The 19,062-nt window shown below is 64.3% G+C and carries 18 protein-coding genes; 7 read left to right on the top strand and 11 right to left on the bottom strand.

Annotated features, from left to right (window positions below; translation table 11 throughout):
- Positions 1 to 122 precede the first annotated feature (122 nt).
- Together AC6H34_RS21430 and AC6H34_RS21425 are read left to right on the top strand one after the other, a co-directional pair.
- A complete protein-coding gene (locus AC6H34_RS21430; RefSeq protein ID WP_497540145.1) occupies positions 123 to 779 on the top strand; it encodes a MerR family transcriptional regulator in 657 nt (218 codons plus the stop codon).
- Between the two features lie 81 nt (positions 780 to 860).
- Entirely contained in the window at positions 861 to 2,492 is a 1,632-nt protein-coding gene (locus tag AC6H34_RS21425) for a phytoene desaturase family protein (RefSeq protein WP_497540144.1), read from the top strand.
- A 122-nt stretch (positions 2,493 to 2,614) separates the two neighbouring features.
- Here the strand turns inward: AC6H34_RS21425 and AC6H34_RS21420 are convergent, their stop codons facing one another.
- Positions 2,615 to 2,890 (bottom strand): DUF4242 domain-containing protein, encoded by a 276-nt coding sequence (locus AC6H34_RS21420; protein WP_448146981.1) that lies wholly within the window; start codon positions 2,888 to 2,890, stop codon positions 2,615 to 2,617.
- Positions 2,891 to 2,971: 81 nt separating this feature from the next.
- On the opposite strand from AC6H34_RS21420, the gene AC6H34_RS21415 reads away from it, so the two are divergent.
- Positions 2,972 to 3,985 (top strand): AraC family transcriptional regulator, encoded by a 1,014-nt coding sequence (locus AC6H34_RS21415; RefSeq protein ID WP_497540143.1) that lies wholly within the window; start codon positions 2,972 to 2,974, stop codon positions 3,983 to 3,985.
- Between the two features lie 51 nt (positions 3,986 to 4,036).
- Here AC6H34_RS21415 and AC6H34_RS21410 read toward each other — a convergent pair whose 3' ends face one another.
- The 3 genes from AC6H34_RS21410 to AC6H34_RS21400 all read right to left on the bottom strand — a co-directional run bounded on the left by AC6H34_RS21410 (position 4,037) and on the right by AC6H34_RS21400 (position 8,822).
- On the bottom strand, positions 4,037 to 6,187 hold the full coding sequence (locus AC6H34_RS21410; protein WP_497540142.1) for a sodium-translocating pyrophosphatase: 2,151 nt from the start codon (positions 6,185 to 6,187) through the stop codon (positions 4,037 to 4,039).
- A 341-nt stretch (positions 6,188 to 6,528) separates the two neighbouring features.
- A complete protein-coding gene (gene ggt, locus AC6H34_RS21405; protein WP_497540141.1) occupies positions 6,529 to 8,112 on the bottom strand; it encodes a gamma-glutamyltransferase in 1,584 nt (527 codons plus the stop codon).
- Positions 8,109 to 8,822, bottom strand: a complete 714-nt coding sequence (locus tag AC6H34_RS21400) for a FadR/GntR family transcriptional regulator (RefSeq protein WP_448146977.1) — start codon at positions 8,820 to 8,822, stop codon at positions 8,109 to 8,111. The genes ggt and AC6H34_RS21400 overlap by 4 nt, the downstream gene beginning before the upstream one ends.
- A gap of 175 nt (positions 8,823 to 8,997) precedes the next feature.
- On the opposite strand from AC6H34_RS21400, the gene AC6H34_RS21395 reads away from it, so the two are divergent.
- From AC6H34_RS21395 to AC6H34_RS21380, 4 genes are all read left to right on the top strand, one after another.
- Positions 8,998 to 9,834, top strand: a complete 837-nt coding sequence (locus AC6H34_RS21395; RefSeq protein WP_497540140.1) for an ABC transporter substrate-binding protein — start codon at positions 8,998 to 9,000, stop codon at positions 9,832 to 9,834.
- A gap of 10 nt (positions 9,835 to 9,844) precedes the next feature.
- Positions 9,845 to 10,612 (top strand): amino acid ABC transporter permease, encoded by a 768-nt coding sequence (locus tag AC6H34_RS21390; RefSeq protein ID WP_497540139.1) that lies wholly within the window; start codon positions 9,845 to 9,847, stop codon positions 10,610 to 10,612.
- A complete protein-coding gene (locus AC6H34_RS21385; protein WP_497540138.1) occupies positions 10,609 to 11,421 on the top strand; it encodes an amino acid ABC transporter ATP-binding protein in 813 nt (270 codons plus the stop codon). The genes AC6H34_RS21390 and AC6H34_RS21385 overlap by 4 nt, the downstream gene beginning before the upstream one ends.
- 103 nt (positions 11,422 to 11,524) lie before the next feature.
- Positions 11,525 to 13,069, top strand: a complete 1,545-nt coding sequence (locus tag AC6H34_RS21380; protein WP_497540137.1) for an esterase-like activity of phytase family protein — start codon at positions 11,525 to 11,527, stop codon at positions 13,067 to 13,069.
- Positions 13,070 to 13,132: 63 nt separating this feature from the next.
- Here the strand turns inward: AC6H34_RS21380 and thiL are convergent, their stop codons facing one another.
- From thiL to glyA, 7 genes are all read right to left on the bottom strand, one after another.
- Positions 13,133 to 14,119 (bottom strand): thiamine-phosphate kinase, encoded by a 987-nt coding sequence (gene thiL / locus AC6H34_RS21375; RefSeq protein WP_448146972.1) that lies wholly within the window; start codon positions 14,117 to 14,119, stop codon positions 13,133 to 13,135.
- 17 nt (positions 14,120 to 14,136) lie between these two features.
- Entirely contained in the window at positions 14,137 to 14,598 is a 462-nt protein-coding gene (gene nusB, locus AC6H34_RS21370) for a transcription antitermination factor NusB (protein ID WP_448146971.1), read from the bottom strand.
- Positions 14,595 to 15,101 carry a 6,7-dimethyl-8-ribityllumazine synthase gene (locus AC6H34_RS21365; RefSeq protein WP_448146970.1) on the bottom strand — a complete coding sequence of 169 codons (507 nt, stop codon included), beginning with the start codon at positions 15,099 to 15,101 and terminating at the stop codon, positions 14,595 to 14,597. Before AC6H34_RS21365 ends, nusB begins: the two co-directional genes overlap by 4 nt.
- A 142-nt stretch (positions 15,102 to 15,243) precedes the next feature.
- Positions 15,244 to 15,858: a riboflavin synthase gene (locus AC6H34_RS21360; protein WP_497540136.1), complete on the bottom strand. Its 615-nt coding sequence runs from the start codon at positions 15,856 to 15,858 to the stop codon at positions 15,244 to 15,246.
- 13 nt (positions 15,859 to 15,871) lie between these two features.
- The gene (gene ribD / locus AC6H34_RS21355) at positions 15,872 to 17,011 is read right to left on the bottom strand and encodes a bifunctional diaminohydroxyphosphoribosylaminopyrimidine deaminase/5-amino-6-(5-phosphoribosylamino)uracil reductase RibD (protein WP_497540135.1); all 1,140 of its coding nucleotides are present in this window, start codon (positions 17,009 to 17,011) and stop codon (positions 15,872 to 15,874) included.
- A gap of 105 nt (positions 17,012 to 17,116) precedes the next feature.
- A complete protein-coding gene (nrdR, locus tag AC6H34_RS21350; protein ID WP_448146968.1) occupies positions 17,117 to 17,599 on the bottom strand; it encodes a transcriptional regulator NrdR in 483 nt (160 codons plus the stop codon).
- 94 nt (positions 17,600 to 17,693) lie between these two features.
- A complete protein-coding gene (glyA, locus tag AC6H34_RS21345) occupies positions 17,694 to 18,989 on the bottom strand; it encodes a serine hydroxymethyltransferase (protein WP_448146967.1) in 1,296 nt (431 codons plus the stop codon).
- Positions 18,990 to 19,062: the final 73 nt, after the last annotated feature.

The raw sequence follows: 19,062 nt of genomic DNA, 5'->3' as shown, positions 1-19,062 counted from the left end.
CATGCCGCGCGGTGATGTTTTGGGTTGGAAAGATGTTATAAATACTTGTCTTTTATGACAGAATCGGACGACTGATAGGAGAGGAGCAAACTTAGCCGCCTTCCGGTCAGGAGTTCAGGGCCATGGAAAAAGCACCTGACGCGTTTCGCACCATCAGTGAAGTCGCCGAAGATCTCGATCTGCCTCAGCACGTGCTGCGTTTCTGGGAAACACGATTCACCCAGATCAAGCCGCTGAAACGGGGCGGCGGGCGGCGTTATTACCGCCCCGACGATATCGATCTGCTCAAGGGTATCCGCTACTACCTCTATGGCGAGGGCTATACGATCAAGGGCGTGCAGCGGATTCTCAAGGAACGCGGCAATCGCCATGTGATCGAGATCGGCCGTGCCCAGAACGAGGATTATGTGCCGCCGGTTGCCGTGATCCCGAGGGCGGATGAGGAAGAACGCCGCCGCGAGCGCGCCGAATGGCCGGAAGCCGAAGGGCCGGCCCATGCCGAAGCCGCCAGCGAGTATGAAGATCTGCCGGAAGAGCATATCGAGCCCGCCCTCGATGAGGAAGCGGAACAGTACGAGCCCTCGCCCGCCCAGCAGTCGCTGCCGCTTTCCTCGCTTGCCGCCCCGCCCGTCAGGGCGGAGCGTCGCCCAGCCCCGCCCGTCGAGGATCGCGCCGGCCCGGTTTCGGACGAATTGGGACGAGACGATCGCCGGAGGCTGCAGACCGTCCTGATGGAGTTGAACGACTGCAAGCGCATACTTGACGCCGCACGCGGTTGATGCTGCACCTCTTTGAAGTAGCGTCGCCTTCCTACCGGGAAGAATGAGCAAATACCGGGGCGATGCCGTTGAGGAACGAGATTGACTGGCACATCACTGCAGGGGAGCGCGCCTGCTCCCACGACCTATGACGCGGTCATCATCGGGGGCGGTCACAATGGCCTGACCTGCGCCTACTACCTGGCGCGGGCCGGCCGGAAGGTGAAGGTCCTGGAGCGTCGTTCCGTCGTTGGCGGTGCCGCCGTGACCGAGGAATTCCATCCCGGATTTCGCAATTCGGTCGCTTCCTACACCGTCAGCCTTCTCAATCCGAAGATCATCCGCGACATGGAACTCGCGCGCCACGGCCTTCGGATCGTGGAACGCCAGGCCTCCAATTTCTTCCCCTTCCCGGACGGACGCTACATCCTTTCCGGCGAGGGCCGGACGGAGTCGGAGATCGCCAGGTTCAGCAGGCGGGATGCCGCGCGCCTTGCCGCCTACAGTGCCGAAATCGAAACGATCGCGGACGTGCTGCGCGATCTCATCCTGCAGACCCCGCCCAATGTCTCCGACGACGGCTGGTTCGGTTCGCTGCCGGAATTGCTGCGGGCCGGCAAGCTCGGCCGGCGTCTGTCCCGCCTCGATATGCATCACCGCCGCGTGCTCCTCGACCTCTTCACCAAATCGGCCAGCGACTATCTCGACAGCTGGTTCGAGAGCGAGGAGGTCAAGGCCCTGTTCGGCTTCGATTCGATCATCGGCGCGTATCTTGCGCCTTCCACGCCCGGCTCGGCCTATGTGCTGCTGCACCATGTCTTCGGCGAGGTAAACGGCAAGAAGGGGGCGTGGGGCCATGCCATCGGAGGCATGGGTGCCATCACGCAGGCCATGGCCGCCGCCGCCCGCGAGGCCGGCGCGGAGATTGAAACGGACGCGCCGGTGAAGGAGGTCATCGTCGAGAAGGGCGCAACCGCCGCCGTGCTGCTGGAAGACGGACGCATCGTCCGCGCCAAGGCGGTGGCCGCCAATATCGGCCCGCGGCTGCTCTTCGACAAGATCGTGCCGGAGGATGCCGTCCCCGCCGATTTCCTCGAGCGCATCCGCCGCTTCAAGGTCGGTTCCGGCGTGTTGCGCATGAATGTCGCCTTGTCCGAACTGCCGAGCTTCACCGCCCTCCCCGGGCATGAGCAGCGCGTGCAGCATACATCCGGCATCGTGATCGCGCCGAGCCTCACCTATATGGAGGACGCCTTCATCGATGCCCGGCGCACCGGCTGGAGCAAGGCGCCCATCGTCGAAATGCTCATCCCCTCGACACTCGACGACACGCTCGCGCCAAAGGGGCAGCATGTGGCGAGCCTGTTCTGCCAATATGTGGCGCCGCAGCTTCCAGGCGGCGAAAGCTGGGACGTACGGCGCGAGGAGGTCGCGGACCTGATGATCGATACGGTCGAGCGCTACGCTCCCGGCTTCAGGCAGAGCGTGCTGGCCAGGCAGGTGCTCACGCCTCTCGACCTCGAACGCATCTTCGGCCTGGTCGGCGGCGACATCTTCCACGGCGCGCTCTCGCTCGACCAGCTCTTTTCCGCGCGCCCAATGCTGGGCTACGGCGACTACCGCACGCCTCTGAAGGGCCTCTACATCTGCGGTTCCGGCACCCATCCCGGCGGCGGCGTCACGGGGGCACCGGGATACAACGCAGCCCGCGAGATGCTCTGCGACCGGGTTTGACCCTTCTGGCCCGGTTATGGAATCGCAGGAAGCACCTTTCGTCGCTGCGCCGAAATGCGGTCGAAAGGTCCGGCGGCCGGATGTGTCGGACGCTCCGGCCGCCGGGTCTCACAGGGCCGGCGTCATCCTTCGGCCGTCATCGGCTCGATGATCGTCCTGACCTGTGATACCTTGTTGGCTGGAAAGCCGGCGCGCATGGCATGTTCGCGCACCATGCCTTCGTCCGGCGCGAGATAGATGCAATAGATCTTGTCGTCGGTGACATAGGAATGGATCCATTGGATCTGCGGCCCAAGGGCGCCCAGCACCGCGCAGGATTTCTGCGACGCGCCCTGCAACTCCGGGCGGGTCAACGCGCCCACGCCAGGCATGTCACGCTCGATTACGTACTTTGGCATAAGTGCCTCCCGATTGTTGGTTTCTCCACCGGAGCAACGTGCTCCCCGTGAATGACCACAGGATCATCCGGAGCCCGCTCAATGACCATGATCGATACACCGAGCCCCCTGATCGAAACCCCCGATGTGGCAGTTGCAACACAAAGAGTTGATCTTCTGTCAGACATTCTCGCCCACATCCGGCTGTCGGGCGCGGTATTCCTGCGTGGCGAATATTCGGCGCCGTGGGCCCTTGCATCCCCCGAGCACCCGGACCTCGTAGCATTGCTGGCGCCGGGTACCGCGCGCCTCATCCTCTTCCACATCATCCGGGAAGGCCGCGCCTGGATCAGCGCCGGAGGTTTCAGGATCGAGGCAGAGGCGGGCGATATCGTGGTGCTGCCGCATGCCCACCAGCATGCGATGGGGAGCCAGGATGCGTTGGATCCGGTGCCGATCGCCACGCTCCTGCCGCCTCCGCCTTGGAGGGGCATTCCGACCTGCCGGGTCGAAGGCGGCGGCGAGATGGCGCGCATCGTCTGCGGCTACCTGCAATGCGGCGATCTCCTGTTCAACTCCTTCATGCGCCGCCTGCCTCCTGTCTTTCGGGTTCGCCCACCCAAGGGGGTGACGGCCGACTGGATCGACGCTTGCGTCAACTATGCGCTGGAGGAGCGCACCCAGAGCCGTCAGGGGAGCGCCATGATGCTGTCGCGGTTGCCGGAACTGCTTCTGATGGAAGTCCTGAGGCTCCATTGCGAGCAGGACCCCAGCGGCAGGGGCTGGCTCGCGGCGACGGGCGATGCCGTCATCGGCCGGGCCCTGGCCCTCCTCCATTCCGAGCCATCCCGCAAATGGACCGTGGAGGCACTGGCGCGCAGTGCGGCCACGTCGCGCTCGGTACTCGATGCCCGCTTCAGGGAGATGCTGGGGCAAGCGCCGATACGCTATCTCGCCGAGTGGCGCATGCAGCTCGCGGCCGATCTCCTGCGCTCCACCGACATGAAGATGGCGGCCATCGCCGAGGAGGTGGGCTACGGATCCGAGGAGGCATTCAGCCGCGCCTTCCAGCGCCACCTCGGCCGGTCGCCGGCCGAATGGCGGTGTGTGGCATGAAAAAGGAGGGCGAAACGCCCTCCTCCCTCGATCCTGTCCTGGTCCCGCCGATCAGTGATGGGCGAGGACCGCCAGCAGCAGCAGGGCCACGATGTTGGTGATCTTGATCGCGGGGTTCACGGCCGGACCCGCCGTGTCCTTGTAGGGATCGCCGACGGTGTCGCCGGTGACCGACGCCTTGTGGGCTTCCGAACCCTTCAGGTGCTTGACGCCGTTGGCATCGATGAAGCCATCCTCGAAGGACTTCTTGGCGTTATCCCAGGCGCCGCCGCCCGCCGTCATCGAGATGGCGACGAAGAGGCCCGTGACGATCACGCCGAGCAGCATCGCGCCCACCGCCGCAAAGGCGTCCGACTTCGAGCCCGTGATCAGGAGAACGACGAAGTAGATCACGATGGGCGAGAGAACCGGCAGCAGCGAGGGAAGCAACATCTCCCTGATCGCCGCGCGGGTCAGCAGGTCGACCGCCTTGCCGTAATCGGGCTTGTCGGTGCCTTTCATGATGCCCGGCTTTTCGCGGAACTGGCGGCGAACCTCCTCCACGATGGCCGAGGCGGCCTTGCCGACCGCCGTCATGGCGATGCCGCCGAAAAGATAGGGGATCAGGCCGCCGAGAAGCAGGCCAACCACCACGAAGGGATTGGCCAACGAGAAGTTGGGTTGCACGCCTTCGAAATAGGGGTATTGCGCCGCATTCGAGGAGAAGTAGGTGAGGTCCGACGTATAGGCGGCGAACAGCACCAGAGCGCCGAGGCCGGCCGAACCGATGGCATAGCCCTTGGTGACGGCCTTGGTGGTGTTGCCGACGGCGTCGAGCGCGTCCGTCGACTTGCGCACCTCCTTGGGCAGGCCCGCCATTTCTGCGATGCCGCCGGCATTGTCGGTGACGGGACCGAAGGCGTCGAGCGCCACCACCATGCCAGCGAGACCGAGCATCGTGGTCACCGCCACGGCGGTACCGAAGAGGCCTGCCAGGGTGTAGGTGGCGACGATGCCGGCGACGATGACGATCGTCGGCAGGGCCGTGGCTTCCAGCGAGACCGCAAGACCCTGGATGACGTTCGTGCCATGGCCGGTGACGGAAGCCTGCGAAATTTCGCGGACGGGCCGATAGCCGATACCGGTATAATACTCGGTGATCCAGACGATCAGGCCGGTCACCAGCAGGCCGACGATGCCGCAGCCGAACAGGGAAGTGCCGGTGATGGCGCGTCCCGCCACGGTACCGACCTCGCCCCAGCCGATCAGGAAGTGGGTGGCGATCGCAAGTCCGCCAATCGAAAGCACGGCCGAGGCGATGAAGCCCTTGTACAGAGCACCCATGATCGACTGGTTGGCGCCCAGCTTGACGAAGAAAGTGCCGATGATGGAGGTGACGATGCAGGCCGCGCCGATGCCGAGGGGATAGAGCAGCACGTTGGAGAGCACCGGCGTGCCGGCGAACAGGATCGCTGCCAGCACCATGGTTGCGACCACCGTGACCGCATAGGTCTCGAACAGGTCCGCCGCCATGCCCGCGCAGTCGCCCACGTTGTCGCCGACGTTGTCGGCGATGGTCGCGGGATTGCGTGGATCGTCCTCGGGAATGCCGGCCTCGACCTTGCCGACGAGATCACCGCCGACATCGGCGCCCTTGGTGAAGATGCCGCCGCCGAGGCGGGCGAAGATGGAGATCAGCGAGGCGCCGAAGCCAAGAGCCACGAGCGAGTCGATGATCTCGCGGGCCTGCTTGGGATCGGCGAAGCTGAGGCCCAGGGGGCCTGTCAGCACGTAGTAATAGACGGCAACACCCAGCAGAGCGAGGCCCGCGACCAGCATGCCGGTGACGGCGCCTGCCTTAAAGGCGACCTCGAGACCCGAACCAAGCGAGTTCATCGCGGCCTGCGCGGTACGGACATTCGCCCGCACCGACATGTTCATGCCGATGAAGCCCGCCGCACCCGACAGCAGCGCGCCGATGGCAAAGCCGATCGCGCTGGGGATGGACAGGAAGTAGGCGACAAGGGCGAAGATGACGATGCCGACGCCCGCAATCGTCATGTACTGGCGACGCAGATAGGCCTGCGCGCCCTCGCGCACGAAGCCGGCGATTTCCTGCATCCGGGCGGTGCCGGCTGGCTGCGCCATTACCGACTGGAATGCCCAGATGCCATAGACGAGGGAAAGCGCCCCGCACGCAATAATAACCCACAATGAAAGCATGGACGTCTTTTTCCTTGTCCCTTACTTCGCACAAGTTGCCAAGCCCCGCCCCCCTTGGTGAAAGCCGGGGAATTGTCGGTGCGGCGAATCCTCCACCGGACGCCGTGAAATGTCCGGATTGCCCTGATGCTGCCAAAATCAGAGAGGCAGCGCAACCAACGTGGCGCGATCAGTCAAAGTTCTTTGAGAGACAGGCCTGCTGCCGCCAAGTAAAGCGGCTGATGATGACAACCGCATTTCGGTCCAGGCAATTTGGTCGAGGCTAGAAGGACGTGGGGATCGGACGGCATTTCGCCCTTTCGCAACTATGCGAGGGGCAGCGTGCAAGAAAAGGCCATTCATCAATATCCGATCGCCAGCCCGTCCTTTCGCGGATCCGAGCCGCCGGTCAACGTACCCCTGTCCCAGTCGATGACGATCATCTGGCCACCGCCCAGAGCTTCCTCCGCGATGCCGACGAGGTGACCGCGCTCCTGCAGCCCGCGCATGACGGCCGGCGGAACGCTGCGCTCCACGACGGCCCCGCCCCTGTTGTGGAACGCCCGGGGAAAATCGATCGCCGCCTGAGGATCCATGCCGTAGTCGAGGACGTTGGTGAGCACGTGGACATTGCCGAACGGCTGATAGTCGCCGCCCATCACCCCGAAGGGCGCCAAGACACGTCCGTCGCGCATGGCCATGCCGGGCATGATGGTATGCAGGGGCTGCTTGCCCGCAGCGATGCAGTTCGGATGTGACCGGTCTATCCGGAAGCCCGCACCGCGATTCTGCAGGACGACGCCGGATTTCGGCCCGACAAGGCCGCTGCCGAAGGACCAATAGGTCGAGTTTATGAAGCTGACTGCGTTGCGATCGGCGTCCACCACCGAAAGATAAACGGTATCGGAGGGCTCCATCACGGCATGCGGAAGTTCAAGGGCCCGGTCGGGCGCGATTCTCGCTCGCAGCTTGTCGGCGTAGGTCTTCGAGAGGATCCCACCGACGTCCACACGTGCCTGCCCGGGATCGGCGACCAGGGCATCGCGTACCTGGTAGGCCAGCCGTCCCGCCTCGATCTCGAGATGGAAGCGCGCCGCTCCCAGGGGGTCGAGCCCCGCGAGGTCGAAGCCCGAGAGGAGGTTCAGCATCAGCAAGGCCGTGAGCCCCTGGTTGCTGGGAGGCATCTGCCAGATCTCGGTGCCGCGATATGTTGTCTTGACCGGAGCGGCGTAGCTGCCCTGCGCGGTCGCGAAATCCTCCAGCGTGTGCAATCCGCCGCCGGCCTTCAGGCGTGAGACGAGATCCTCCGCCACCTCGCCTTCGTAGAAGCCGCCGCGTCCGTGCCGGGCGATGCGCCGCAGCGACTCGGCGAGTTCGGGCTGGCGATGCACGTCACCGGCCTTCGGCACAGCGCCGGCCGGCAAGAAGATACGTGCGGCCGTCTCGTCCCGGACGAGCAGGGCCCGCGCGTCCGACCAGTCTGCTCCGACGCGGTCCTGCACCACATAGCCATTCCACGCATAATGGATGGCCGGCGCGAGGACGCGTTCCAGCGGCGTGCGGCCATGATCGGCCGAAAGGCGGCACCAGGCGTCGACGGCGCCTGGAATGGTCACGGCATGCGCACTGTCGGTGGGAATGGCCTGGAACCCTCGTTCCTCATACCAGTCGACATGGGCGCCGGAAGGTGCCCTCCCGGCCCCGTTGAAGGCGATGACCTCGCCCTCGCCGCCCGGTACATAGAGACAGAAGACATCACCGCCGATGCCTGTCGACTGCGGCTCGACCACGGCAAGGACCGCAGCGGCGCAGATCGCCGCATCGATGGCATTGCCTCCCTCCCGCAGCAAAGCCAGGGCCGCGGCACTCGCCAAGGGATGGGAGGTGGCGACCATGGCTTCGGTCGCACGCGCCGGCGAGCGGCCGGGAAAATGAAAATCTCTCATGATATCGCTTCCTGAAATGGGCTGGCGGAAACAGCGTCCTCTTCATCGAAGAGGAGCAGGGCATGCTGGACCGAGTGCAGATGCCGGCGCATTGCCGCCTCCGCGGCCGGCGGATTGTGGCCGGCGATCGCCTCGACGATCTCCCGATGATGGGCGGACAACTCTTCGAAACGCCCCGAAGTGGTCGGATCGCTGCGCAGATGTCGCCATGCACCCTCGTCGCGCACGGCATTGAGGCTGTCGAACACCGCCGTTGCGAGCGCATTGTGGGTCGCCTCCGCGATCGCCCGGTGCAGGCGAACGTCCCAGATGTCCCAGGTGACGGGATCGCGGGCTGCGGTGCTCCGAGCGAGAAGATAGCGTAGATTGTCGATATCCATGCGGCTTGCCCGGAGGGCGGCGACCCGCGCGAAAGCTGGTTCGGTCCACAAGCTGACATCCATGAGTTCGGCCGGGCTGGTGCTGGCCGTGACGAGGGACATGCCCAACTCACGCCCGGGCGGCCTGGTGCCGACGAAGGTGCCCTTCCCGACATGGCGCCACAGGCGTCCCTCCGCCTCGAGCATCTCCAGGGCGTAGCGCAGGGCCCGGCGGCTCACGCCCAGTTCGAGCATCAACTCCCGTTCCGGCGGAAGCTGGGAACCGGAGGGATAGCGACCGCCGTTCATCAGAGCGATCAGACCCTGGATGGCTTGTTCTCGTGAATTCATATGAGACCAATTTCCATATTGGTTCCAACAATTATGGGCACATAAGTACAAAAGTCTACTGTGTTTGCAATTTTTCTTGCTGATTCATCAAAGAGTATGCACCAATAATGATATCGCCATAAAAATTGGTTCCAGACAGAAGGACCATGCTGGCAAACCCAACCGGAGCATCATCATGCGCGTGCCACGTGCCGTATCGCCTTGTCTTCGTTCCAGTTTCGGCCTGTTTGCCGGAGCGATCCTGTCCACCGCGCTGCTCTCCTCGGCACAGGCCCAGGGCGTAACGCCGCCGCCTGCCATCGCGGCGGCCAAGAAAGTCGTGATCTGCGCCGATATCGGCTCGCCGCCGCTATCCTTCTACAAGGAGGACGGCTCGCTGGTCGGCGCCGAGGTCGACCTCGGCAACGCCGTCGCCAAGCAATGGGGCGTCACCACGGAATGGAAATATGTCATCTTCGACGACATCATTCCGGCCCTGATCGCCAGGCAATGCGACATGATCATGTCGGAGCTCTACGACAAGCCCAAGCGCCGCGAGGTGGTGGATTTCGTCGACTATCTCAATTCCAGCGAGTCCATGGTAGTGCTCAAGGGCAATCCCACCGGGGTCAAGACCCTTGACGATCTCTCCGGCAAGAAGGTCGCGGTGCAGAACGGCACGACCGTCCAATCGCTCATCGAGGACGAGAACAAGAAGCTCGCGGGCGAAAGCAAGGCGCCGGCGCAGATCGTGGTGTTTCCGAAGGATACCGACGCTTTCCAGGCCCTGCGTGTCGGCCAGGTCGACGTCTACGGGACGACGGTGAAGACGGCGGGCTACTATTTCACCCAGGCCCCCGATCTCTTCGAAATCGCCGGCGAGCCCTTTTCCCGCACCGTCATCGGCGCCGCCTTCCGCAAGGATGAAAAGGACCTCGAGGGCGCTTTCGCCCAGGCACTGGACGCCGTTCGCAAGGACGGCACCTATATGTCGATCCTGAAGACGTGGGGAATCGAACGGGACGCCCTGTGAGGCCGGCCCGATGATCTTCAATTGGAGCATCTTCTTCCACTATCTGCTCGAGCCCAGCAGCATCTACCTGCACGGGCTCTGGCTCACGCTCAGCATCAGCGTCGTGTCGCAGGTTGTCGGCACGACGCTTGGCCTCTTCGTTGCCCTCGGTCGCCTGTCGCGGCTGCGCCTTCTCCAGGTCATCGCAGGCTTCTATGTCTGGGTGATGCGGGGAACGCCCCTGCTGGTGCAGATCGTCTTCATCTACACAGCGCTTGCGGCGGCCAACATCATCCGCTTCCACGACGTGGATCTCGGATTCATGGTGCTTCCTGGCAATGTGCAGGCGGGCATCATCGCGCTGAGCCTGAACGAGGCCGCCTATATGTGCGAGATCATCCGCGCCGGCATCAACTCGATCGACAAGGGCCAGACCGAAGCGGCCAAGTCGCTCGGCATGACCCCGGGGTTGCTCCTGCGCCGCATCATTCTGCCCCAGGCGGCCCGGGTGATCCTTCCTCCGCTCGGCAACAACTTCAACTCGATGCTGAAGAGCACGACGCTGCTCAGCGTCATAGGCGTCCCGGAACTTCTGCTGGCGACGCAGATGGTGACTTCGGCCACTTTCCGGGTATTCGAACTCTATTCCGTCGTGGCACTCTACTATCTCTCCCTGACCACGCTCTGGAGCGTCCTTCAACGGCGGATCGAAGATCGCTACAGCGCCCCCTTTGCCGAGGCGCGAAACAAGCCGGCGGGCCGTTCATTTCTCGGCGGCGTCTTTGGAGGCGCGCAATGAAGGACTCCGATATGCAATGGGTGGTGGAGGCCGAGCATGTCGAGAAGTGGTTCGGCTCCACGCAGGTTCTTCAAGGCGCCTCGCTCAACGTCAGGCGTGGCGAGGTCGTCGTCATCGTCGGCGCCTCGGGCTCGGGCAAGACGACCTTCGTGCGCTGCGTGAATCATCTGGAGAAGATCCAGAAGGGCCGCATCAGGGTCAACGGCCATCTCATCGGCTATCGCGAGGCGAAGGGGCGGCTAATCGAGGACAGCGAGCGCAATATCGCACGCCAGCGCCGTGAGATCGGCATGGTGTTCCAGCGCTTCAACCTTTTTCCGCACCTCGCGGCTCTCGGGAACATCGTTGAAGCGCCGATCCAGGTCCTCGGCGTCGACAAGGCGACCGCACAGGCCGAGGCCATGGCATTGCTGAAGCGCGTTGGCCTGGGCGACAAGGCGGCGGCCTACCCTTCCCAGCTCTCCGGTGGACAGCAACAGCGTGTAGCCATTGCGCGGGCGCTGGCGATGAAACCCACGCTGATGCTGTTTGACGAGCCCACGAGTGCTCTGGATCCCGAGATGGTAGGCGAGGTTCTCGAAGTCATGAAGGAACTGGCGCGCGACGGCATGACGATGATCGTCGTCACCCACGAAATGGGGTTTGCCCGCGAAGTGGCCGACCGCGTGGTGATGATGGATGGAGGAAAAGTGATCGAGGAGGCCCCGCCGGAGGTCTTTTTTACCGCTCCGAAATCGGAGCGCACCAGGGCCTTCCTCATGCGCGTGGCGGGAGCAAACGGCCATCAAGGCCAGCGGCAGCCCGCGTAAATCACCTGGCGTGCCCGCCCGCCATGACAAGCAGGGGTTGTCATGCCCCTGTCACCCTGCCTTGCAAAGGAAGCCTCGATGCAAGCTGCCCAGCGAGGAAACCATGCGCCTTCTCAGAACCGCCCTTCTCATTGCCGCTTCGACCCTGCCCGCCGCCGCGCATGCCGAGCCGCTCGCCTACAAGTCCCCCTTCGTCTCCACCAATGCCGGTGACGACAAGATCGACTTCGCCGGCGGCACCTTCGTCAATCACGGCCTCGTCGGCATCGGGCGGCTGAGTGCCGATCTCAAGGATGCAAAGGGCGATTCGCTTGGTTCCTTCTCCTCCATGGCGATCGATCCCAAGAGCTGGGCCAAGACTGCGACGGGCTATACCGGGCGGCTCTATTCGCTGCCGGATCGCGGCTACAACGATCCCGACAAGAACCTGTTCTTCGACTATCAGGGCCGGGTGCTGGCCTTCGACCTCAACTTCATGCCCTACTCCGGCCCGGGCCTTCCCGCTGCGACTACTTCGCAATCCCAGGTCACCCTCAAGCCGCTCGACGACAAGGCTGTGTTCCTCACCGGCCTCGACGGTAAGCCGACGACGGGCGCCGACCCCGGTTCGAATACGGTGAGCATGGATGGCTATACGCTGCCGGTCCCGCCTGCCGGAGCGCTGGGCGACGGCTCGCTGTCCTTCGACGCCGAAGCCCTCACCTATCGCGCCGACGGCAGCTTCTATGTCGGCGATGAGTATGCCGCGGCGCTCTATCTCTTCTCGGCGGACGGCAAGCTCAAGGGCCTGATCCCTCCCGGCCCCGCGCTGGTGCCCATGAAGGATGGCAAGATCAACTACACCTCGATGGATGCGCCGGATACGGGCCGCCGCAACAACCAGGGCCTGGAAGCTGCCTCCATCACGCCCGACGGCAAGACCTTGCTCGCGGTCCTCCAGAGCGGGGCGTTGCAGGACAGCTCGGCCAAGGGACAGGCGAACCGTGCCATAACCCGCATCTACGCCTACGACATCTCCGCCGATCCGCTGCCCAAGGCGCCGAAGGCCGTCTACGCCATCGAACTGCCGGTCTACTCCAAGAAGGGTGACGGCAAGATCGATTCCACCGCGGCGCAGAGCGAGATGGTCGCCCTCGACGACCACCGCTTCCTGCTGCTTGCCCGCGACAGCACCGGCCATGGCTGCAACTGCAAGGCCCCTGAAATGTACAAAGCCGTGCTGGTCGTGGATACGACCGGCGCTACCAACCTCGCCGGCACCGACTACGAGACGGGCGTGAAGCCGATCGCCCCGATAAAGGACGGCAAGGACGTGCTCGATGCCTCGATCACGCCCGCCAAGTCCGAAGTACTGATCAACATGCTGAATACCGCCCAGCTCAAGAAGTTCGGCATGAATATCGACAATCCCAATGCCAACGACTTCACGCTCGGTGAGAAGTGGGAAGCCATGACGCTGGTCCCCGCCCTGGATCCGGCGGCGCCCAACGATGCGTTCCTTTTCATCGGCAATGACAACGACTTCCTTACCACCAAGGGCGTCATGAAGGGTGCGGCCTACGATGCCGGCCTGACTAACGACACGATGGTGCTGGCCTATCGGCTGACGCTGCCCGAGGATCTCGCCAAGGCGCTCGCCGCAAAGTAGACAGGAGCGAGACCTGCCGCACCTCGGTGTGCCGCCCACCAGGCCGGCACACCGAGGCGCCTCTCAAAAATGACTGAAGCTACCGTGCGAGAAGGTCCTCTCCCGGCCGTCCGCGGTCAGGAAGCGCGCCGGATGGTCGCCCGAGGTCACAGTGCCCACCCATGCAACCGGGACGCCGAAGGCGCGTGCCATGCCCTCGAAGACGCTGCGCTCTCCCAGTGGTACCGCGCACAAGATCTCGTAATCATCGCCGCCGGTCAGTGCCCGCTCGAGACAGGCCGGATCGTGGGCACAGGCGTTCCTCACCGCCCGCGACAGCGGTACCGCCTCCAGCTCGACATCGGCGGAGACTTGCGAAGCGCGCAGCAGCTTGGCCAGGTCGCCGACGAAGCCGTCCGAAATGTCCATCGAGGCCGACGCGTGGGCAAGAACGGCCCCCGCCAGCGCACTGCGCGGCTGAGGCAGAAGATAGCGGCGCGTCAGGTAACTGCGATCCTCTTCGGGCAGGGCATCAAGGTCTCCCCTTCCCGTCCGCGTCAGCAATCCCAGGGCTCCGTCGCCGATCGTGCCCGTGACATACAGACTGTCCCCCGGCCGAGCACCGTCGCGGCGCGGAATACGCTCCGTCGGCGTCATGCCGAAGGCATTGACGGCTACGGTCAGCGGACCGGGCGTCTTCACGGTATCGCCGCCGAGCAGGGCAAAATCGAACTCCTCGCCGTCCTGCCGCAATCCCTCTGCGAACCTCGCCAGCCAGTCCTCGCTCCAATTTTCCGGCAGGGCGAGGCAAAGCGTATAGGCAAGCGGCCTCGCCCCCTTGGCCGCAAGGTCGGAGAGATTCACGCGCAGCGACTTGCGGGCGATGAGATCCGGCGGATCGTCGGGCAGGAAATGCACCCCGGCAACCAGTGCGTCCGTCGTGACCACGAGGTGTTGGCCTTGCGGCACGCTCAGCGTGGCGGCGTCGTCCGTAAGACCACGGGCTCCGCTCGCAGTGGCAAGCGGCGCGAAGAAACGGCTGATGAGTTGATCTTCGGTAAGCCTCGCCATGCAAGCCCCCGGAGACGCTACGAAGCCTGAAGGTGATCGCTGCGTTCGGCCTTGGCTATCTTGTCGAGCACCGCATTGACCATGCCGGCCTCGTCGCGATCCAGGAAGGCATGGGCGACGTTGACATATTCGGAGATCGTCACTTTGGGAGGAATATCGCGGCGATGCGACAATTCGTAGACGCCGGCACGCAGGATGGCCCGCATGATCGCATCGACACGCTTCAGCGGCCAGCCTTCGGCCAGCGCCTCATCGACCTTCGGATCGATCTTGCGCTGCTCCCGGACCACGCCGCCGACGATGTCGCGGAAGAAGCCCTCCTCAGCTGGTGAATACTCGACGCCCTCGATCTCCTGTCCGATCCAGTGGTTCTCGAACTCGGCCAGCACCTCGACCACGCTCGTGCCGCGGATATCCATCTGGTAGAGCGCCTGCACTCCGGCCAGGCGCGCGGCGGAGCGTTTTTGCGCGCGGCTCATGCCTCGGCCCCATGCAGGCGGCGTTTGAGCGCAATCATGTGCAGGGCCGCATCGGCAGCCCCCCCGCCCTTGTTCAGTTCGGAAATGCTGGCGCGTACTCGGGCCTGCTCGTCATTCTCGACCGTGAGAATGCCGTTTCCGAGCGGCAAGGCGCGGTCCACGGAAAGTTCCATCAGGGCGCGTGCGCTTTCTCCCGCCACGATGTCGTAATGGCTGGTCTCGCCCCGCACGACGCAGCCGAGCGCCACGGCCCCGTCATAGGCGCGGCCGCGCTGGGCGGCGGCATCGAGCGCGATGACGACGGCGGAAGGGATCTCCAGGGCGCCAGGCACGGTGATCACGTCGAAAGTGGCGCCGGCCGCCTTGATGGCGCCGGTTGCGCCGGTGAGCAGGTCATCCGCGATCTCGTCGTAATAGCGCGCTTCGACGATCAGGATATGCGGAGGAAGGGGGCCGCCGAACTCGGTATCGGCGCTTGCGGAAGAACGGCGTGGGCCGGCCATAACGGATCTCTTTATTCGGAAGGGAAGCAGCCTGGAACCATCCCGGCCGCGAAATCATATTGGAGGCGTTCACTAGAGCATCGCACCGAAAAGGGGAAGCCGCTTTTCGGCTACGATCGCGGCGATGACGAGAACCGCGGCCTCAACGGCCGGCGGCGACATCCGCGAGGCGCGCGGCGTAGCGGGCCATGGTGTCGATCTCGATATTGATCTTGTCGCCGGCCTTGGCATCGCCCCAGGTCGTCACGGCCAGCGTATGGGGGATCATCATCACGGTAAAATCGTCGCCCTCGACATGGTTGACCGTGAGCGAGGTGCCGTTGAGCGCGACGGATCCCTTCTGGGCGATGAACCTCGAAAGCTCCTTTGGCGCGCGGAAGACGAAATGAGAGGTGCCGTCCTGGTCCTTGCGGGAGACGATTTCGGCGACGCCGTCGACATGACCCGACACGATGTGCCCGCCAAGCTCGTCACCGATGCGCAGCGCGCGTTCCAGATTGACCCTGTCGCCGACGCGCCAGTTGCCCATCGTTGTCTTGTCGATGGTTTCGGAGGAGGCGTCGACCGTGAACACCGTATCCTTGTTCCCGCGGGGCGCCAGGGTCGTCACCGTGAGGCACACGCCCGCATTGGCGATGGAAGCGCCGATCGGGATCGAGTCGAGCGGATATCCGCAGGCGATGGCTACCCGCCTGGTGGAGCCATGATCCTCGAGCGAGACGATCTCGCCGATATCGGTGATGATGCCTGTGAACATGACGGGCGGGTCCTCAGCTTCTGCGTTGAATGGTCATCGTATCATGGCCGGCCATCCTGGCGGCCAGGTTGGGCAATTGCGCGTCGACTTGCGCCAGGAGTTCGGGTGTGAGCGCCACCAGCCCCTCCCCCATGGGATCGGGGGAGGAGAACTGCACGAACTCCTCGATCAGGTCCTGCTCGATCAGGGCGGCGGCAAGGTGCGGGCCGGCCTCGACCATCAGGCGCGTGACCCCGCGCGTACCGAGGAGGCGCAGCGCCTCGCCGAGATCGAGCGACTGGCTGGCTGTGGCGGGGACGGCGGCACAGCCGATGCGCATCACCTCGACGCCGGCCGCGACCAGCCCCGCTTCGGGTTCCACCGGCGCATCGGTCCGGGCGATCACCCAGACCGGGACCTCCCGTGCCGTCAGAACGAGTTTCGAGGTGAGCGGAATGCGCAGATGGGAATCGAAGACGATGCGCAGGGGCGACGAAGCCGCCATGCCCGGCAGCCGCACGTTCAGCATGGGGTCGTCGGCCAGCACGGTGCCGATGCCGACGGCGATGGCATCGCTCTGCGCGCGCATCATGTGGACGCGGGCGCTGGCGTCCGGGCCCGTGATCTGCACCTGCCTGCCCCCCGGCCCGGCGAGCTTGCCGTCGGAGGATACCGCGATCTTCACCGTCACGGCTGGCCGGCCGAAGGTCACGCGGGTGATATGCCCGACATGGGCCTGGAAGGCCTCGTCGGCCAGCACGCCCTCGGCGACATCGAGGCCATAGCGGCGCAGCATGTCGAAGCCGCGGCCCCCCACGCGCGGATCGGGATCGCGTAACGCGCCCACCACGCGCGCTACGCCCGCGCGCGCAAGGGCATCGGCACAAGGCCCGGTACGCCCGTAGTGGGAACACGGCTCGAGTGTGACATAGGCCGTGGCCCCCTTGGCAAGCGGCCCTGCCTCCGCGAGTGCCTGCGTCTCCGCATGCGGCCTGCCGCCGGGCTGGGTCCAGCCGCGTCCGACAACCACATCGGCATCCCCGACGCGACGGACGATGACACAGCCGACCGCGGGATTGGGCCAGGTATTTCCCAGCCCCCGGCGTCCCATCGCCAGTGCGGCGCGCATGAAGCGCTCGTCACGGCGCAAGGCCTCGATGGCGGAGGGGAGCATGGGCGCTGTCACGGTGCGGGGCAATCTGACCAAGCAAAGGAATTGCACAGGCAGATAGACAGGCTGGAGGCGCTATTCAACCTGCAATGCTGCAGGGCAGCTCTGTCAAAGCTGCTCCGCGCCGTCCTTGGACTCATCCTCGCTGTTGAGTTCCTCCAGCAAGGCGCTGAAGTCCTTGGCCTCGTTGAAATTGCGATAGACGGAGGCGAAGCGGACATAGGCGACGTCGTCGAGAGTCTTCAGGCCCTTCATGACGATGCGGCCGATCTGTTCCGAGGTGATCTCGCTTTCGCCGAGGGATTCGATCTGGCGTACCAGGCCGTTCACCAGGCGCTCCACACGCTCCTCGCTGACCGGGCGCTTGCGCAACGCCGTCTCGATCGAGCGAGACAGCTTGTCGCGATCGAAAGCCACCTTGCGGCCGGAACGCTTCACCACCGTCAATTCGCGCAACTGCACGCGCTCGAAAGTGGTGAAACGGCCGCCGCAATCCGAGCAGACCCGGCGGCGGCGGATCGAAGTACCGTCATCGGTTGGGCGACTGTCCTTCACCTGGGTGTCGGGCGCGCCGCAATAAGGACATTTCATGGAACATTCCTGGGAGTGCGGATGTGGCGTCCGCCTCTTGGAACCGCATCGCTCGCGAAAATGAAAGAGCGGACGAGAAGTCCGCTCTTTCAGCTCAGTAGATCGGGAAGCGCGCGGTCAGCTTGTTGACCTTTGCACGCACCGCTTCCTCCACCGACCCATTGCCGTCGGCTCCGTTCTTGGCGAGGCCTTCCAGCGTCTCGGTGATGAGATCGCCGACCTCCTGAAACTCCGTGGCGCCGAAGCCACGCGAGGTCGCCGCCGGCGTGCCGAGGCGGATACCCGAGGTCACCATCGGCTTCTGCGGGTCGTAGGGGATGCCATTCTTGTTGCAAGTGATGTGAGCTCGCTCCAGCGCCTTCTCGGCAAAGTTGCCGGTGAGATTCTTGGGACGCAGATCCACCAGCATCAGATGGTTGTCAGTACCGCCGGAGACGATATCGAAGCCATTGGCCTTGAGATTGTCGGACAGGGCGGTGGCATTCTCGACCACCTGCCTGGCATAGACCTTGAACTCCGGGCGCAGCGCTTCGCCGAAGGCCACCGCCTTGGCGGCGATGACATGCATGAGCGGACCACCCTGGAGACCCGGAAACACCGCCGAATTGACCTTCTTGGCGATCTCCTCGTCATTGGTGAGGATGATGCCGCCGCGCGGACCGCGCAGGGTCTTGTGCGTGGTCGACGTGGCGACATGAGCGTGGGGGAACGGCGAAGGATGGGCGTCTCCAGCGACCAGTCCCGCGAAATGTGCCATGTCGACGAAGAAGTAGGCTCCGACCGCATCGGCGATTTCACGGAAGCGGGCAAAATCCCAGTGACGGGCATAGCCCGAGCCGCCTGCGATGATCAGCTTCGGCTTGTGTTCATGGGCGAGGCGCTCGACCTCGTCCATGTCGACGCGATGGTCGTCCGGGCGCACATTGTAGGGCACCACGTTGAACCAGCGGCCGGACATGTTGACGGCCGAGCCATGGGTGAGATGGCCGCCGGCGTTGAGATTCAGGCCCATGAAGGTGTCTCCGGGCTTCATCAGCGCCAGGAACACGCCCTGGTTGGCCTGGCTGCCGGAATTGGGCTGAACGTTGGCATAGGCACAGCCGAACAATTTCTTTACGCGCTCGATGGCGAGATTTTCGGCCATGTCGACGAATTCGCAGCCACCGTAATAGCGGCGGCCCGGATAGCCCTCCGCATATTTGTTGGTCATGATCGAGCCCTGCGCCTCGAGGACGGCGCGTGAGACGATGTTCTCGGAAGCGATCAGCTCGATATGGTCGCGCAGACGGCCGAGTTCGAGATCGATCGTCCGCGCCAGCTCCGGATCCGCGGCATGCAGATCGGCGGCGAAGAAGCTGTTCGACAGGGTGGCGGAGCGAGCGTCATTCATCAGGGGCGGGCCTTGTTGGACAGGAGGCAGACGACATAGCGAAGTTGCGCCGCAAAGTCATGTCTGCAAGCGA

The organism is Labrys sp. ALF-8, assembly GCF_059699065.1.
The sequence above is the reverse complement of the archived record's forward strand: the minus strand, read 5'-3'. Positions and strand labels throughout refer to the sequence as shown.

Coding starts and splice junctions, on each gene's coding strand:
- AC6H34_RS21430 (WP_497540145.1), top strand. CDS start 123: ATGGAAAAAGCACCTGACGCGTTTCGCACCATCAGTGAAGTCGCCGAA.
- AC6H34_RS21420 (WP_448146981.1), bottom strand. CDS start 2,890: ATGCCAAAGTACGTAATCGAGCGTGACATGCCTGGCGTGGGCGCGTTG.
- AC6H34_RS21415 (WP_497540143.1), top strand. CDS start 2,972: ATGACCATGATCGATACACCGAGCCCCCTGATCGAAACCCCCGATGTG.
- AC6H34_RS21410 (WP_497540142.1), bottom strand. CDS start 6,187: ATGCTTTCATTGTGGGTTATTATTGCGTGCGGGGCGCTTTCCCTCGTC.
- ggt (WP_497540141.1), bottom strand. CDS start 8,112: ATGAGAGATTTTCATTTTCCCGGCCGCTCGCCGGCGCGTGCGACCGAA.
- AC6H34_RS21400 (WP_448146977.1), bottom strand. CDS start 8,822: ATGAATTCACGAGAACAAGCCATCCAGGGTCTGATCGCTCTGATGAAC.
- AC6H34_RS21395 (WP_497540140.1), top strand. CDS start 8,998: ATGCGCGTGCCACGTGCCGTATCGCCTTGTCTTCGTTCCAGTTTCGGC.
- AC6H34_RS21390 (WP_497540139.1), top strand. CDS start 9,845: ATGATCTTCAATTGGAGCATCTTCTTCCACTATCTGCTCGAGCCCAGC.
- AC6H34_RS21385 (WP_497540138.1), top strand. CDS start 10,609: ATGAAGGACTCCGATATGCAATGGGTGGTGGAGGCCGAGCATGTCGAG.
- AC6H34_RS21380 (WP_497540137.1), top strand. CDS start 11,525: ATGCGCCTTCTCAGAACCGCCCTTCTCATTGCCGCTTCGACCCTGCCC.
- thiL (WP_448146972.1), bottom strand. CDS start 14,119: ATGGCGAGGCTTACCGAAGATCAACTCATCAGCCGTTTCTTCGCGCCG.
- nusB (WP_448146971.1), bottom strand. CDS start 14,598: ATGAGCCGCGCGCAAAAACGCTCCGCCGCGCGCCTGGCCGGAGTGCAG.
- AC6H34_RS21365 (WP_448146970.1), bottom strand. CDS start 15,101: ATGGCCGGCCCACGCCGTTCTTCCGCAAGCGCCGATACCGAGTTCGGC.
- AC6H34_RS21360 (WP_497540136.1), bottom strand. CDS start 15,858: ATGTTCACAGGCATCATCACCGATATCGGCGAGATCGTCTCGCTCGAG.
- ribD (WP_497540135.1), bottom strand. CDS start 17,011: ATGCTCCCCTCCGCCATCGAGGCCTTGCGCCGTGACGAGCGCTTCATG.
- nrdR (WP_448146968.1), bottom strand. CDS start 17,599: ATGAAATGTCCTTATTGCGGCGCGCCCGACACCCAGGTGAAGGACAGT.
- glyA (WP_448146967.1), bottom strand. CDS start 18,989: ATGAATGACGCTCGCTCCGCCACCCTGTCGAACAGCTTCTTCGCCGCC.